The sequence below is a fragment of the Clostridium sp. LXY-7 genome, from assembly GCF_056172015.1.
This window is the reverse complement of the sequence record NZ_JBLLJL010000001.1, coordinates 797,168-812,320: the sequence shown is the minus strand read 5'-3', so window position 1 is coordinate 812,320 and position 15,153 is coordinate 797,168. Positions and strand designations below refer to the sequence as shown.

Below are 15,153 nucleotides of genomic sequence, written 5' to 3'. Positions count from 1 at the left end.
CCTAAGATAATTTAAAATCATATTAAGACATTATTGCAAATAACTTAATGAAACCTATAAATCCTGATAAACACTATATACTATTATTTACTCCATATTAATTTATTTAAGATGCGAAGTATCCCCCTCTAAAATAATGTTGAATTTATCTCCTTCTACCTCCACTACATTTAAACATGTATCTTGCATAAATGGTGGATTCCAAAATTCCTTAATATCATAATTTTTAATCACCGCATATATAGCTTTAATAAGTATGGCGTGAGAGACTATTAGAATATTTTCTCCTGATTTATTTTTTACAATATCCTTTAAAAATTTCTCAGCCCTCTCCACAACTTGATGAAAATCTTCTCCTTCCATAGGTTTATATAACTCTGGTTTATTCCAAATATTATATTTCTGCTCTGGATATAATTCTTCTACCTCGTCATGCTTCATACCTTCCCATATTCCAAAGCTCATTTCTCTTAAATTATCATTTAATATTATTTCAGTGTTTTTTTCTCCTAGAATGCAATTAACTGTTTCCACTGCTCGTCCTAAAGGGCTGCAATACACATGTTCAAAGTTAACATCCTTAAGTCTCAGTCCTAACTTTTTCGCATTTTCTATACCCTTTTCACTTAAGTTTGAATTTTTCCATCCCTGCATTCTTCCTTCTTTATTCCATTGTGTCTCTCCATGTCTTACAATATATAGTCTCATTATTTCTCTCTCCTTAGTACTTTATAATTAATTAAAGCTTTCTCTATATTATTTATTTTCCTTTACCTCTAAATATCCTATTTTAAAATAAATTTATCCATAATATCTCCCCTATTAAAGTAGGCTGTTTTACATGATATTAAACTTATAACTTATTCTACCATATACTTTAATGTTATTCTAATATTTGGATTACAACAATAAATAATTCTATTATATGGTATAATTTAAATAAAACAAATTACTACTATAAAGTAAAATTTATATGATATGGAGTTGATACTATGGAACTTAATTGGAGTCTTAAGGAGTTGTATCCATCCTTTCAATGCAGCGCTTTTAAAAGTGATATGCAGGCTCTAGATGACACTATTGAAAATTATATTCACTGGACTAACTCTACAATGCTTAGTCATGAAAACTCTGTGGTGTTATTAGAAAAATTCATCCAATTTCAGAAGGATTTACTTACCTATTTTAGCAAACTAGGAGCCATGATCAATTTAACACTAAGTGTAGATACTAAAAACTCTGTTGCTTTAAAATATAGTGATATATTAGATATCAAATTCAGTAAACTAGCTGAAAGTGATGCAAAAGCTACTAAGTGGATTGGCAAATTAGATAATTTGACAAATTATATTAATGACTCTGAAACTTTAAAACACCATGAATTTTTTCTTTTAGAAAAAGCTGAAAAAGCTAAGTATATGTTAAGCGACAAAGAAGAAGCATTAATGGCAAAAATGAAGAATACTGGTTCAAATGCTTGGAGTAAGCTTACAGATGTATTGACCTCCAGCCTAATGGTGGACATGGAGATTAATGGAGAGAAAAAATTGCTTCCTCTTTCTATGATTAGGAATATGGCTTATGAAAAGGATAGTATACTTAGAAAAGCTGCTTACGACGCTGAACTTGAAAGTTATAAGAAAATAGAAGATGGTGTAGCTGCAAGTCTTAATGGTATAAAAGGTGAAGTTCTTACTGTGTCAGAAATACGAGGTTATAGTTCTCCTCTAGAAGAAACTCTTATAAATTCTAGAATGGATAATATGACATTAAATGCTATGCTTGAGGCCATGAAAGAAAGTATGCCTACTTTCAGAAAATACTTAAGAAAAAAAGCTGAACTTTTAGGTCATAAAGATGGATTACCTTTTTATGATTTATTTGCTCCTATGGGAAATGCTGATATGAATTTTCCTTATGAAAATGGATGTGAATTTGTAATTGATAACTTTAAAACCTTTAGTGGTGAATTAGCTACCTTCGCAAAGACTGCCATGGAGAAAGCTTGGATAGATGTAATGCCTAAAGAGGGGAAAGTTGGAGGAGCCTTCTGTGCTAATCTTCACTTTATTGGAGAAAGTAGATTTTTATTAAACTATGGAGGAACCTTTAGTGATGTAGTGACCTTAGCTCATGAATTAGGCCATGGATATCATGGATATTGTCTTAACCATGAGAGCATATTAAATAGTGACTATCCTATGCCTATTGCCGAAACTGCTTCTACTTTTTGTGAAACTATAGTAAAGAAAGCTGCTATTAAAAATGCTACGAAAGAAGAGGCTTTTTCTATACTTGAAAGTGAAATCAGTGATAGCACACAAGTTATTGTGGATATATATAGTAGATTTTTATTTGAAAGTGAATTATTTGAGAAAAGAAAAGAAAGTGCCTTAAGTGTAGAAGAACTTAAAGAAATAATGGTAAATGCTCAAAAAAATGCATATGGAGATGGATTAGACCCTAATTATCTTCATCCCTATATGTGGGCATGTAAACCTCACTATTACTCTGCTGATTCTAATTTTTATAATTTCCCATATGCCTTTGGACTTCTCTTTGCTAAAGGATTATATGCTGAATATTTAAAAAGAGAAAATAGTTTTGCAGAAGATTATAAAAAACTTCTTTCAGTTACAGGTAAAAATAAAATTAGTGATGTAACTAAAATTATGAATATAGATATAACTTCTATAGATTTCTGGAGAAATTCATTAAAAACTATAGAAGATGATATTGAAGTCTTTTTAAATCTCTAGTTTAATATCTAATTTAATCATTTATTTATACCAAAAACCGTAGAATAGCATCCTTATGTGCAACTCTACGGTTTTATATAGAATATTTTTATAATATTACTATTTTCTACTCTTTCCAGTGATGTTTTCAATAGATATTTTAACTACTTTTGTCCTATTACTGCCTCTATTTATATACTCTTCTCCTTCTTTTAAATAATCCTTAGAATATTTATCAACCATCGCTGTTAAAGCTCTAGTTTTTTCTTCTCCATCTATCTCTTCTGCTATTCCAAACACTATAACACTTTCATAATCTGTGCTAAATTTATCAGGTAGCGTATTCACATCACCAACTACACAAAAAGATACTTTATTATTATTTTTTATATTACTTAACTTGTGACCTTCTAGTGCAGAATGAAAATAGATACAATTCTCTAAATATGTATAACTAAGTGGTACTCCATAAGAATATCCATCCTGATTCACTGTGGATAATACTCCATATTCACCCTTCTCTAATATTTTTGTAGCTTCTTTTCTATCTATTTTTCTATCCTGTCGTCTTATTTCCTTAAACATTATATCACTCCCTTTAAAAATAATATTTTAAATATTTCTATAGAATTATGTATCTTTATGCATAATTCATGTATTAATTTATATTATAAGTTATTTTATTACATATTTCCACAAAAAAAATCTTAATACTCTAAATAGTATTAAGATTTTTGGTGCGCCATCAGGGGTTCGAACCCTGGACCCCCTGATTAAGAGTCAGGTGCTCTACCAACTGAGCTAATGACACATAGGTTTTGTCTACAAAAATTATTATAGTACGAATTCGACAATCTGTAAATTGTTATTACAAAACCCAATAGTTAACTTCATATTTATTGATATACTTTATTAATCCAGCTTGCTCCACTTAAGTAAAGCATGTGAGGATAATATAATTCAAATGTTATAACATCTCCAATATTATAATCTTTCGAACAATCCTCTATATCTATAATTAAATGGTCGCTACTAGCTCCTATTATTTCTATATCTTTATCCCTAGGCATTAAGGTATCATAAAATACTACATCTTGCTTTCCAACTCCTAATATAGCCCTCTTACGCACTCCTCTATCTGTATAAGTTGGCTTATTTCCAAAGGCATCAATAAATATTTCTCCAATTGGATATGAAGGCTTATCTTTAATCTCTACAACTTCAGCTTTAAGAAGAAAAGCATCTTGACTTAACGGACTCATATCATATCCCCAAAACTCATCTAAATCTTTAGCTAAAAGTATTCCTTCTCCTAACCTTAAATTATTGATTTTCTTTGGTATAACTCCATCAATTATTAATGGTATAGATGAAGTTGCTCCTCCTGAAATCACATCTAGATCTCTTCCTATAAGTTCTTCAATTCTTTCTGCTATATCACATAATCTACCTAAATTTGCTTCACTAGGCTTAATAGATCCATAACATCCTAGATTTGTTCCTATTCCATATAATTGGACGTTTGGTAAATTATTCTCAACGTATAATGCTAAATTTATAAATTCTTTTTCATCCATAACTCCTTCTCTTAAGTCTCCCAGATCTATCATCAATATTACCTTATGCGATTTATCTACAATACTACATTGTTTTTGAATTTTATCTAAAATTTCTAATTCTGAATTTAAACTTATATCAACATATTCTACTAACTCATCTATTTCGCTGCACATAGGTATACGTACAAGCATAATAGGCTTATCTACCTTTTGTTCTCTTAATTCTTTAATTTGATTCATTCTTGATGTTGCTATGTATTTACATCCTGCATTCACCATTTGTTCTACTACTTCTGGTAATGCGTTAAATCCCTTCACTACTCCTGCTACACTAATTCCCACTCCATCACATAACTCAACCATATATTTTGTGTTTTCATATATTTTTTTCAAATTTATTTCTAACAGTGGATATTTAGCTTCTTTTTCTATGTCCTTACTCCTAATATTATCTAATTTAGTATCTTGCAGCATCTTAAAATCCCCCTTTTAAATACAAGGTTTACAGTTTTTAAAAGTAATTTTATTTCCCTTGTTGAATAAAATTATAAGAAAATTCAGTCACTATTTCATCATCCATATTAAATAAAACGAACCCAACCATAAAATAAAGCAACCATAAAACTATGGTTGCTTTTCATATTTACACATTCCTCTTATGAGCTTAGATAATTTATATAATCCCTCTTGTAAATCACTTATTTTTGCATAAGAATAAGATATTCTTAAAGAATAGTTGGAAGATGAGGCATATATATATCCAGGATACAGTAATATACCCATTTTGCATGCTTCATCAAAGAGTTTATACATACCAACTTTAAATTTTAATGTAATCCAAACATAATATCCCCCAGTTGGAATACTCCAAGTAGCAATGTCAGAAAAATATTTTTCTAATGTCTCTATGGTAACATTCCTTCTTATATATAGCTGCTTTCTCAAAAATTCTAAATGTTCCTCATACAATCCAGTTTCCATCCATTTTCCTACAGTTAACTGTGATAATGAACTAGAACCATAATCTGTTTGCATCTTAATATCTGCTAATCTCTCTATAACAGGCTCTGGTCCTACAATCCATCCTATTCTAAGTCCTGGACTTAGAGTTTTAGACACACTTCCCACATGCAATACTATTCCATTAACATCTATACTTTTGATAGGATTAGGAGGAGGTGAATCAATCCAAAGCTCTCTATATACATCATCTTCGATTATAGGTAACTTCTCACTTTCACACATCTTAACCAATTCTCTTCTTCTTTTTTCTGACATCACTATGGATGTAGGGTTTTGAAAATTAGGTATAGTATATAAAATTGATGGTACGTGTTTTTTTATATAATCTGGAATCAAGTCTACTCGAATTCCTTCCTTATCTATAGGTATTCCACTTCTTCTCATACCTAAAGATTGAAATATCTGTAGAGAGTACATGTAAGAGGGATCTTCTAATAACACTGTAGATCCTGGCTGTAATAATGCCATAGATACTAGTTGCATGGCTTGAAGAGCTCCTGATACAATTAGTATTGATGCTGGAGATGCATTTATTCCATATTTTTTTAAGTAATTACTTATCTGCTCTCGAAGATAAAGCATTCCGTTAGGTCCCTCATAACCTAGACTATTCATTTCACTAGAAACCTCTTTTAAAACAATCCCCATTTTTTCCTGAGGAAATAATTCAGGAGAAGGTTCTCCAGTACTTAATCTAATAAAATTATCTTGAAACTCTAATATGTTTATTTGCTTAATAGTTTTAACATTAGGTATATGAATTCCTTCTTCAATGTAAGAGTTCCAGTTAGTCTGAAGATTTGTCAATAGTGGGGATACGCTACTAACTATTTTAGTTCCACCTTTGCCTTTACCTTCTAATATACCCTCTGCCTTTAATTCATCTAAAGCAAAAACTATAGTACTTCTATTCACATTGAAAAGTTTTGCTAATTCTCTTTGAGTTGGAATAATAGCTCCTATATGCCACTCTCCATTAATTATTTTACTCTTAAAATATTCAATTATTTGAATGTATATAGGTTTAGATGACTCTTTATCCGGTTTCCACTCTATATTTATCATATGTTAATCCTCCATTGTACAATTTTTATACTTTCATATTCTTCTCTTCTTTCCTTATACTAATCTTTGAAATGTCAATTTCTGATAATATTAGACCTAATATTATTAACAGTCCACCTAATATACCTTTACTGCTCAATGCCTGTCCAAGAACTATCCAAGATATAGAAGCCCCAAATACAGGTTCTAATGTAAAAATCATTGCTACTTTAGTTGAACTTATAAATTTTAAACAGTGTGTTTGAACCCAAAAGGCAAAAGCAGTACAAAATACTCCCATAAAAATTAAGGAATAGAAGCTCACAGGTTGAATATTTTGAGGAAAGCTTTCAAAAAAAGGCGCTATAACGAAACCAATGAAAGCCACAAAATACATTTGCAGAATTGTGACTAGAGTAGCATCATTATTCGATAAGAACTTTTCAGTTAATACAATGTGAAGCGCAAATGCTACTGAGCAAATTATACAAAGTATATCTCCAAAATTTAATCCAAAATCCCCTTTCCCATTAAATGAGACTAAAAGGATTCCTACTATACATATAGCTATGCAAAACCAATATTTTTTATTTATCTTTATTTTCAGTAATATCCACGAAATAAAAGGTACTATTATAATGGCTAAACAACAATAAAAAGAAGCTCTTGAAGCAGTAGTATACTTTACTCCAACCACTGATAAGAAATATATAATAAACAGTGGTACGGAAAGTATCCCTGAGGTTTTTACTATTTTCTTATCTATAAACTTTAACTTTTTAATAAATAGCACTGACATCAATAACGCTGCGATTAAAAATCTAAATCCAATTTGATAAATAGGTGTAATACTTCTATTTGCGAATTCAATAGCAGGATATCCTGCTCCCCATAAAAATGTAACAACAATTAACGCTAACATACCTATTCTCTCTTTTTTAATTGAATTCATATAATCTCCCCCTTGTCTATATGGCTCTTAGTGCTATTTTACTATAAATTCACAATTTATTATATGATAAAAATTTAAAAATGAACTCCTAACCTATGGTTAAAAGTTCATTAATACACCTTACTGTCCTTCTCACTAACAACTCTAATAATTACTATTGCAAATTAGTTCAATTTAACTAAATTACAGGAATTTAATTAATATCCTTTTTTCTTTGCCTCTATTCCACTTTCATTAGTTCCTGGTTCTTCTATAGTGGTGTTAAAGCTACTCTTCGCATATTGATTTTGAGTCTTTGATCCATTCCGTAAATAATTTTCCTTATTATACTCTCTTTTATTTTTTATCTTCATATACAACTCTCCTTTGAGACATTTGAAATTAACTAGACTAGAATACTAAATAGCTATTTCTTTAAAATGTCTAAATAAAATTTATCACTTTTAGTATGTATCAAAGAAGAAAGTATATACTTATTTCTCATTTGTCCTATAATAAATTAATCATTATTTCAATAAGTAATTTAATAAATCCATTCTTCTAAGTAACTCTATGATTAAATTATATATTAATATTATGAACTACTTAAAATAACTCTTTTAACTAAATTATCATATGCTATCTTTATAATAAATTCATTATTTTCATCTATTATTTTTTCAATTCCTTCATGTTTATATTGAAGATTTCTTAAATATAGCTTCTGATAGTTTATTGCTTCATAAACGGCTATATCTCTGATTGCATTATCATCTATTTCTCTTTCTTTCGAGGCTTCCTCTACCAATAGTTTGTTAAATTTCATAATTTTTATTATTAGCTGCTTTATCCCACTTTCTAATTTATATGGAAATAAAAACTTATTTGAAATTATTACAACTATCACTCCTAAAATAATATAGATAACTCTATAAACAGCTGTACCATAGATATTAGCTCCTATGGAAGCTATACTAATAGAAGCTATCGCAGTAAAGAGAGATAACTTATTATATTCTTTAAATCCATAAGTTAAATATAGTGATATAATAAGTATAATTATATTAACTATTAAACTATTACTTATAGTTAATATAAAGATAACTATTCCTAATCCTATTATATTTCCTTTTATTCTATCTTTGCTTCTTTTTATGGTTTCCTCATAATAAGGTTGCATTATGGACATTATGGTTATAGATACCCATATTATTTTATAGAAATCTAATAAATGACCTAAAAATAGAGAAATAGTCAATGTTATTGAAAGCCTTAGGGCAAAATTTAATCTTATGGACCCTACTGTAAAATTGTCTTTAACTATATTTCTAACTCTCTCTATATTAGTTCTCTTCCATGAGTTATATGTTCTATTTTCCTTTTTCTTACTTAATCTTGAGAGCTCTATAATAGATAATTCTATACTTTTTATTATTATAATTATGTCATCTAATTCTTTATAGTTTTTATACTCTTCATAATTCATTAAGAAATCGTATATGCTAATTTTTAGTTGTCCTAAATCCATATCTTCATTAGAATATCTACATATTGCTTGTAGAACCTCTTTTAGTTCTCCCATGGCTTTTGTTAATATATCATTAAGACCCTCATTATTCCACTTATTTATATTCTTGATAAAAATATTTAGATACTCAATAGCTATGTATAAATCAAATTGAATTTTACCTAAGTTAGTTGTAAAATTTTTTCTATATCTAGTTATATAAATTTTATAACTCAAATCTCTCATTTCTGCTGAATGAAGCCTATATAGCTTGGTACTAAATTCATTTTTTAACAAATTATCAATTTGTCCTGTTATAAGCTTTATAGAAGTACATATAGTTTTATTCAATACTTTTCTGTTGTCAGTTTTATGTATAAAAACCTCACTTATAACCACTATGAATACTCCCATAAGTATTGATAATAATCTAGCTAATAAGCTATCTATAGTTGCTGGAAAAAAGCTAGTAAACACATATAACATTAAAAAGGGTTTATATATTAGTGGATTATAACCTATGGTGAGAAAATAACCTATTATAAATATGGTGATAAAATTTATGGGTATTCCTATAAGTGGATTTAGAGATGATATAAAGGAAACCAATATTAGTATCCAATACACTAACACTAATCTCAAGGTCTTCTTAAAGGTTTTTACGTATATATTCTGTTTTGATAGAGCTAGAGAAGTTAAGGCAATTGGAAATACTAACATTACATTTACACCACCAAAGATATATCCAATAATAAACATAGAGACCACAGCTATGGTTCCATGTCTCATCATACTTTCCACATTTAAATTCCATTTTGTTATTAACTTTCTAATATTCTCCACCATAAATTCCTCCATAACTTAGAACTATTTAGTTAGTATTTTTCAAATACAGGTTAGATATTCTTTCTATAGTATAAATAATTCTTTATTATGTAAATTTCTATTTTAAATAATTGTTGATTTTAGAACTAGATATTAAGTAGAATCCTATGTAAAAAGCACTCCACCTATAGTAGAATGCTCTTCACTTATTCCATATATTCTTTTTTGCTCATATCCTTTTTACTCATATAATATATTGATAGAAATCCTACTACAGCTAAAATTATTCCTACTATAGTACTTCCTACACCTTCATATGCTGGAAAAATTCCAAACACAGACCCTAAAACAAAGCCTAAAATCATCATATAGGTTTGCTGTGGATATTTACTCAATAGATTTTCAATTATTCTAGCCGTAGCAAGAGTTCCAAATATTCCTCCTAATGCTATAGGAATTAATATGAGAATATTAAGTTCTGTCACTGCAGTAATTACAGTATTATAGAGGCCTAATACCAATAACATAAATGATCCACTTATCCCTGGAAGTATAAGTGCTATAGCAACTATAATTCCTCCGATAAACAGCCAGATAAAATTTAATAAATTTAGAGATGTTATCGCTATAGAGCTATCTTTATGTTCTCCTGTCATTAGAAGTACTGCTACTATACCTATAATTAGATATATTAAATTTCTTTTTTCAAATCCATTTTCTTTAGCTTTTATGTACATTAGTGGAGCTCCACCTAAGATTACTCCTATAAAAAAGTAACTTGTTGGTGTTGGAAAATTTGTAAGGACAGTTTTAACTATGTTACTAAAAAGGAAAATTCCTACTACTGCTCCCAATCCAACTTGTAATAATATTTTATACTGATTTTTAAAATCTGCAATTATATTATTAACTGCATGGAGTAATTTATCATATATACCTAAAATTATGGCTATGGTTCCTCCACTTACTCCTGGAATTATTTGAGATATGCTTATTGCAACCCCTTTTAAAAAGTTAATTAGAAAGTTCATACTAGCACCCCAATCCTCTTGGTGATTTATTAAAATAATTAAAATAACTATAAAAATATACAGTTATATATTATATTCATTACTTTTAATAAGTCAATAGATTTGCTTCTTTATTAACATATGAATAAAATATTTATAATTTAAAATACTATACCTAAAGGCAATTAAGATTATATTATGCAAAGGAGTAAATCATGAAAAAATACTTAAGTAAAATTTCATTTATTTTAATTATATTCTTATTCTTTAGTACTGTACTCTGTGCTGCCACACCTTTGACACCTGTTAATAATCATGAAGTGTTTATTGTAATTGACACAGAATCTTCCAAGCCTCTACCTAATAGATTTAGAATAATAGATAGTCTAAATATTTCTGGCAGTGCTCAGTTTCTTCCCTCTCAGTTTAAAAATATGATAACTGCCATTGACAACAAAGATTTGTACATCGTTGACCTCCGTCAAGAATCTCATGGCTTTGTCAATGATATCGCTATAAGTTTCTATAGCCCTCAAAAAGTTTTAAATAATGGCTTTACCTCTGATGAAACTTTAGCTGCTGAGAAGAAAGAATTAAACGAAATAAAGGTAGGATCAGACTTAAATTTATATAATAAACGAGGGAAATTATTAAAAACTGTTAAAGTTGAAAGTGTATCTTCTGAACCTGAAGTTGTTAACGGTGCAAAAATTAACTATAAATTATTTGCCGTAAGAGACGGGCATATTCCTAGTCCTCAGGTAGTAGACGATTTTGTTACCTTTATAAAAAACAAACCTAAAAATGCCCATCTACATTTTCACTGTGACCATGGTGAAGGAAGAACCACCACCTTCATGGCTATGTATCAAATGATGAATAATCCACAAAACTTAAGTTTACAACAAATTCTTGATGCACAAGTAGCTGCTGGTGGCATAGTACTTACTCACAATCAAACTAGAGCTGAATTTCTTCAAAGCTTCTATGATTACACTAAAGCTAATGCCTCCACTAATTATGCTGTACCTTACTCCACCTGGAGTAGGCAGTAATTGATGAAATAAAGCTTAGTGTAGGATTTGAACTGCACCTTGTTTAATCTACAAGGTTACAGTTTATTCTCTCACTAAGCTTTTTAATCTAGCCCAAATGTTTTTGTTTTAAATTAATTATTCTGTATACACTATCATTAATTCTTTCCTCTGAAATTATACCAGCTTTTACTCCCTCTAAAACAGCATTAATACCCTTTTCCTGATCCTCAACGCTATGACATATAAGAATTATATCACAACCAGCTAATATAGCTTTAACACTCCCTTCTTCAATGGTATTATTCACTCTTACACCTTTCATAGCCATGTCATCAGTTATAACTACTCCCTTAAAATTCATCTCTTTTCTCAATATATCAGTAATGATTTTTGAAGAAACTGTAGCTACATTTTCCTCATCAATTTTAGGCAACAAGATATGAGAAGTTAGTATAACTTCTATTCCATTATCTATAGCATGTTGAAAAGGAATAAGCTCTAAGTTTCTCAATCTATCTATAGAATTATTTACTATAGGCAACCCTGTATGTGAATCTTCTGATGTATCTCCATGTCCTGGGAAATGTTTACCTACAGCTATAACACCTGCTTCTTCTAGTCCCTTATATACTTGAACTCCCATGTTTTTCACTACTTGTGGATCATCTGAAAAAGCTCTACTTCCTATGACAGGATTTTTAGGGTTAGAATTGACATCTAGCACTGGAGCCATATTCATATTAAATCCTAATTTTCTAATAGTATCTCCAATTTTTCTACCATGCTCTTTTGCATAATTTACATCATTTTTCTGCCCTACTTTCCAAGCTGATTCAAAATTAGAAATATCCTTTGGAAATCTAGACACTACTCCTCCTTCTTCATCCACAGAAAGAAATAAATTTAATGGGTTATTAACATTTAATTCCTTTAAATTATTTAATAATGCCCTTGTTTGTTCTGAAGTTTTAATATTATTTGAAAATAATATTATTCCTCCTACCTTATATTGTTGTATTAACTTTGCTATATTTTCATCTGGAGTTTCTCCCTCAACACTCACCATAAACAATTGCCCTATTTTTTCCTCTAATGTCATAGTATCTAACTTTTCTTTAACTAAATCTACCTTTTCTTCTATTGGAGGATTATTAGCTGAAATTTCCTCACCTTTATTCTCTTCTATATTTATTATCGTACATCCTGATGTACCTATAACAAGCATAGCCATAGTAAGTGCCAATTCTTTAAATTTTATTTTCATTGAACTTCTCCTATTTTCACGTTTTTATTTTGTATACTATTAATTCTATTTCCCCTTATATTATCCCTTTTATTCAATAACAAAAAATGTAAGCACCCCTGGGGTGATTACATTTTTTGTTATATTGACAAATTTTTAAATAAAAGGGTTGACTTTATAGATTTTTCTGAATTATAATAAGCTTATGACAATTTTAAATATTAAAAAGGAGGTAGTAATGATGAAAAAGACAAATATGAATTTTCCAATAAACTTATCACAAAATAATAATGCTATAAATTACTCATCAGTTCTATCTCTAAATAAGGATTTTATGCACTGACTATGGTTGCTTTCTGTAGTGAATGCATTCAGTATTAACTTACTTTTATCCCGTAAATTTAGAGCATGGCTGATGTTAGCCGTGCTCTTTTTGTATGGATAAAGTAAGTTTTTTTGTTCCTGATTTAGAGAAATCTAACTATAAAGGGGGTTGACTTTAATGAAATTATTTAAAGTTTATATTTCTAAACACTTGAAATTTTTAATTATACCGCTGACGGCTATGATAATTACATTATCAATAGACAGCGCATTTCCCTATCTCCAAAAGATATTTGTAGATGATATTCTATTAGGAGATAATTCTGATTGGCTTGTTACATTTTTTATTATTTTTATTGGTCTTGCATTATTAAGGAGCGGTGTTGGATATGTAAAAGAATTCATGTTTGATAAATTTTCTATAGATGTAGCCAAAGAAATTAGGCAAGATCTTTTTGATAAAATACAGACCTTCGAATTTTCCTTTTTTGACAGCAACAATACTGGAGAGCTTATGTCTAGAATTGGTGAAGATGTAGATATTGTCTGGGAGACTCTTGCTTATGGCCTTAGACTTCTCATTGAAGGTATAATTCTTCTTTTAATCTCTTCTACAATTATGTTTAAATTAAGTCCTAGTTTAACTTTACTTTGTCTTGCTATACTACTTCCCGTTGGTATTTTAGGTTTAGCATTTAACAATAAGTTTTGGGATATTTACTCACAAATAAGTGACCAAACTGCTGAAATAAATTCTATAGCACAACAAAATATATCAGGTATTAGACTTGTAAAGGCTTTTGCTAGAGAAAAGCATGAAATTATGAAATTCTTACAGGTTAATAATGAATACTATAGATTGAATGTATCCCAAGCAAAAATAGTTAGTAATTTCATTCCATTAATAGAATTTCTAACTAATCTTGCCCCTATAGCTATGATACTCTTTGGAGGATATCTTGCTATAACAGGTGATATAACTAAAGGTACTCTAGTAGCTTTTAGTAGTTATGTATTAAGCTTATCTGGCTCTGTAAGATTTATAGGTGGACTTATAAACTTACTTTCACAGAATAGGGCCTCTATGGAAAAAATTTTTGCTATTTTAGAAAGAGAACCAGAGATAAAATCTAAAGAAAATGGTTTTTCTCCTGAAAAAGTTAAAGGCGATATTACCTTTAAAAATGTATCTTTTAGATATAAAGATAATGATGTACTACACCATATAGACTTAAATATTCCTGCTGGTAGCACTGTAGCTATCATGGGTGAAACAGGATGCGGAAAATCCACTCTACTTTCTCTTGTAGGAAGATACTATGATGCTTCTGAAGGAGAGGTTCTCCTTGACGGTGTTAATGTAGAAGATTGGGATCTAGGTACATTAAGAAATAATATGTCTGTAGTATTCCAAGATACCTTCTTATTCTCTGATTCTATAAAAAACAATATTGATTTTGGTGGTAACCACTCTGAAAGTGAAATTATTACTGCTTCAAAGGAAAGTTGTGCTTATGAATTCATTGATGAAATGCCTGAAGGCTATGAAACCCTTGTAGGTGAAAGAGGTGTTGGCCTATCTGGTGGACAAAAACAAAGACTAGCTATTTCAAGAGCATTGATAAAAAAATCTCCTATTCTAATTCTTGATGATGCTACCTCAGCTCTAGATATGGAAACTGAGTTCCAAGTATTAAAAAATCTCTCAAATAGAGATTCAAAATGTACTACCTTTATTATTGCCCATAGAATATCCGGAGTTAAAGACGCAGATATTATATTGTTTATGAAGGATGGAGAAATAGTAGAAATGGGAAATCATACTACTCTCCTTGGCAAAAAAGGTTACTATTATAATATTTATCGCCATCAATTTAAAGATTTTGACTCCTTAGTAGCGGAGGTGAGCTAA

12 protein-coding genes and 1 tRNA gene are annotated in these 15,153 nt (G+C 29.5%); 3 read left to right on the top strand and 10 right to left on the bottom strand.

The genetic code is table 11. From position 1 onward, the window contains the following. Positions 1-102: 102 nt before the first annotated feature. Positions 103-708 (bottom strand): histidine phosphatase family protein, encoded by a 606-nt coding sequence (locus ACI48Q_RS03865; protein WP_474917725.1) that lies wholly within the window; start codon positions 706-708, stop codon positions 103-105. Between the two features lie 284 nt (positions 709-992). On the opposite strand from ACI48Q_RS03865, the gene ACI48Q_RS03860 reads away from it, so the two are divergent. Then, the gene (locus tag ACI48Q_RS03860; protein ID WP_474917724.1) at positions 993-2,759 is read left to right on the top strand and encodes a M3 family oligoendopeptidase; all 1,767 of its coding nucleotides are present in this window, start codon (positions 993-995) and stop codon (positions 2,757-2,759) included. Between the two features lie 99 nt (positions 2,760-2,858). On the opposite strand, the gene ACI48Q_RS03855 is transcribed toward ACI48Q_RS03860, so the two are convergent. The 8 genes from ACI48Q_RS03855 to ACI48Q_RS03820 form a co-directional block, all read right to left on the bottom strand. Further along, positions 2,859-3,323 (bottom strand): pyridoxamine 5'-phosphate oxidase family protein, encoded by a 465-nt coding sequence (locus tag ACI48Q_RS03855; protein ID WP_474917723.1) that lies wholly within the window; start codon positions 3,321-3,323, stop codon positions 2,859-2,861. Positions 3,324-3,473: 150 nt separating this feature from the next. Further along, a tRNA-Lys gene (locus ACI48Q_RS03850) sits at positions 3,474-3,549 on the bottom strand. 85 nt (positions 3,550-3,634) lie between these two features. Beyond that, entirely contained in the window at positions 3,635-4,771 is a 1,137-nt protein-coding gene (locus ACI48Q_RS03845) for an alanine/ornithine racemase family PLP-dependent enzyme (RefSeq protein ID WP_474917722.1), read from the bottom strand. 150 nt (positions 4,772-4,921) lie between these two features. After that, positions 4,922-6,385 (bottom strand): aminotransferase-like domain-containing protein, encoded by a 1,464-nt coding sequence (locus tag ACI48Q_RS03840; protein ID WP_474917721.1) that lies wholly within the window; start codon positions 6,383-6,385, stop codon positions 4,922-4,924. A gap of 25 nt (positions 6,386-6,410) precedes the next feature. Then, on the bottom strand, positions 6,411-7,316 hold the full coding sequence (locus tag ACI48Q_RS03835; protein ID WP_474917720.1) for a DMT family transporter: 906 nt from the start codon (positions 7,314-7,316) through the stop codon (positions 6,411-6,413). 197 nt (positions 7,317-7,513) lie between these two features. Continuing rightward, complete coding sequence (locus ACI48Q_RS03830) at positions 7,514-7,669, bottom strand: hypothetical protein (protein ID WP_474917719.1); 156 nt, start codon at positions 7,667-7,669, stop codon at positions 7,514-7,516. A gap of 221 nt (positions 7,670-7,890) precedes the next feature. Further along, complete coding sequence (locus ACI48Q_RS03825; RefSeq protein ID WP_474917718.1) at positions 7,891-9,648, bottom strand: FUSC family protein; 1,758 nt, start codon at positions 9,646-9,648, stop codon at positions 7,891-7,893. A gap of 185 nt (positions 9,649-9,833) precedes the next feature. After that, a complete protein-coding gene (locus ACI48Q_RS03820) occupies positions 9,834-10,658 on the bottom strand; it encodes a DUF368 domain-containing protein (protein WP_474917717.1) in 825 nt (274 codons plus the stop codon). Positions 10,659-10,852: 194 nt separating this feature from the next. Between ACI48Q_RS03820 and ACI48Q_RS03815 the strand changes: the two genes are divergently transcribed. Then, on the top strand, positions 10,853-11,692 hold the full coding sequence (locus tag ACI48Q_RS03815) for a phosphatase domain-containing putative toxin (RefSeq protein ID WP_474917716.1): 840 nt from the start codon (positions 10,853-10,855) through the stop codon (positions 11,690-11,692). An 88-nt stretch (positions 11,693-11,780) separates the two neighbouring features. Here ACI48Q_RS03815 and nagZ read toward each other — a convergent pair whose 3' ends face one another. Then, positions 11,781-12,938: a beta-N-acetylhexosaminidase gene (nagZ, locus tag ACI48Q_RS03810; RefSeq protein WP_474917715.1), complete on the bottom strand. Its 1,158-nt coding sequence runs from the start codon at positions 12,936-12,938 to the stop codon at positions 11,781-11,783. 481 nt (positions 12,939-13,419) lie between these two features. On the opposite strand from nagZ, the gene ACI48Q_RS03805 reads away from it, so the two are divergent. Continuing rightward, entirely contained in the window at positions 13,420-15,153 is a 1,734-nt protein-coding gene (locus ACI48Q_RS03805) for an ABC transporter ATP-binding protein (RefSeq protein WP_474917714.1), read from the top strand.

What these genes read in the sequence shown, in the direction of transcription:
- ACI48Q_RS03845 (WP_474917722.1), bottom strand. Translation starts at nt 4,771, where the DNA reads ATGCTGCAAGATACTAAATTAGATAATATTAGGAGTAAGGACATAGAA.
- ACI48Q_RS03865 (WP_474917725.1), bottom strand. Translation starts at nt 708, where the DNA reads ATGAGACTATATATTGTAAGACATGGAGAGACACAATGGAATAAAGAA.
- ACI48Q_RS03805 (WP_474917714.1), top strand. Translation starts at nt 13,420, where the DNA reads ATGAAATTATTTAAAGTTTATATTTCTAAACACTTGAAATTTTTAATT.
- ACI48Q_RS03820 (WP_474917717.1), bottom strand. Translation starts at nt 10,658, where the DNA reads ATGAACTTTCTAATTAACTTTTTAAAAGGGGTTGCAATAAGCATATCT.
- ACI48Q_RS03830 (WP_474917719.1), bottom strand. Translation starts at nt 7,669, where the DNA reads ATGAAGATAAAAAATAAAAGAGAGTATAATAAGGAAAATTATTTACGG.
- ACI48Q_RS03815 (WP_474917716.1), top strand. Translation starts at nt 10,853, where the DNA reads ATGAAAAAATACTTAAGTAAAATTTCATTTATTTTAATTATATTCTTA.
- ACI48Q_RS03835 (WP_474917720.1), bottom strand. Translation starts at nt 7,316, where the DNA reads ATGAATTCAATTAAAAAAGAGAGAATAGGTATGTTAGCGTTAATTGTT.
- ACI48Q_RS03825 (WP_474917718.1), bottom strand. Translation starts at nt 9,648, where the DNA reads ATGGTGGAGAATATTAGAAAGTTAATAACAAAATGGAATTTAAATGTG.
- nagZ (WP_474917715.1), bottom strand. Translation starts at nt 12,938, where the DNA reads ATGAAAATAAAATTTAAAGAATTGGCACTTACTATGGCTATGCTTGTT.
- ACI48Q_RS03840 (WP_474917721.1), bottom strand. Translation starts at nt 6,385, where the DNA reads ATGATAAATATAGAGTGGAAACCGGATAAAGAGTCATCTAAACCTATA.
- ACI48Q_RS03855 (WP_474917723.1), bottom strand. Translation starts at nt 3,323, where the DNA reads ATGTTTAAGGAAATAAGACGACAGGATAGAAAAATAGATAGAAAAGAA.
- ACI48Q_RS03860 (WP_474917724.1), top strand. Translation starts at nt 993, where the DNA reads ATGGAACTTAATTGGAGTCTTAAGGAGTTGTATCCATCCTTTCAATGC.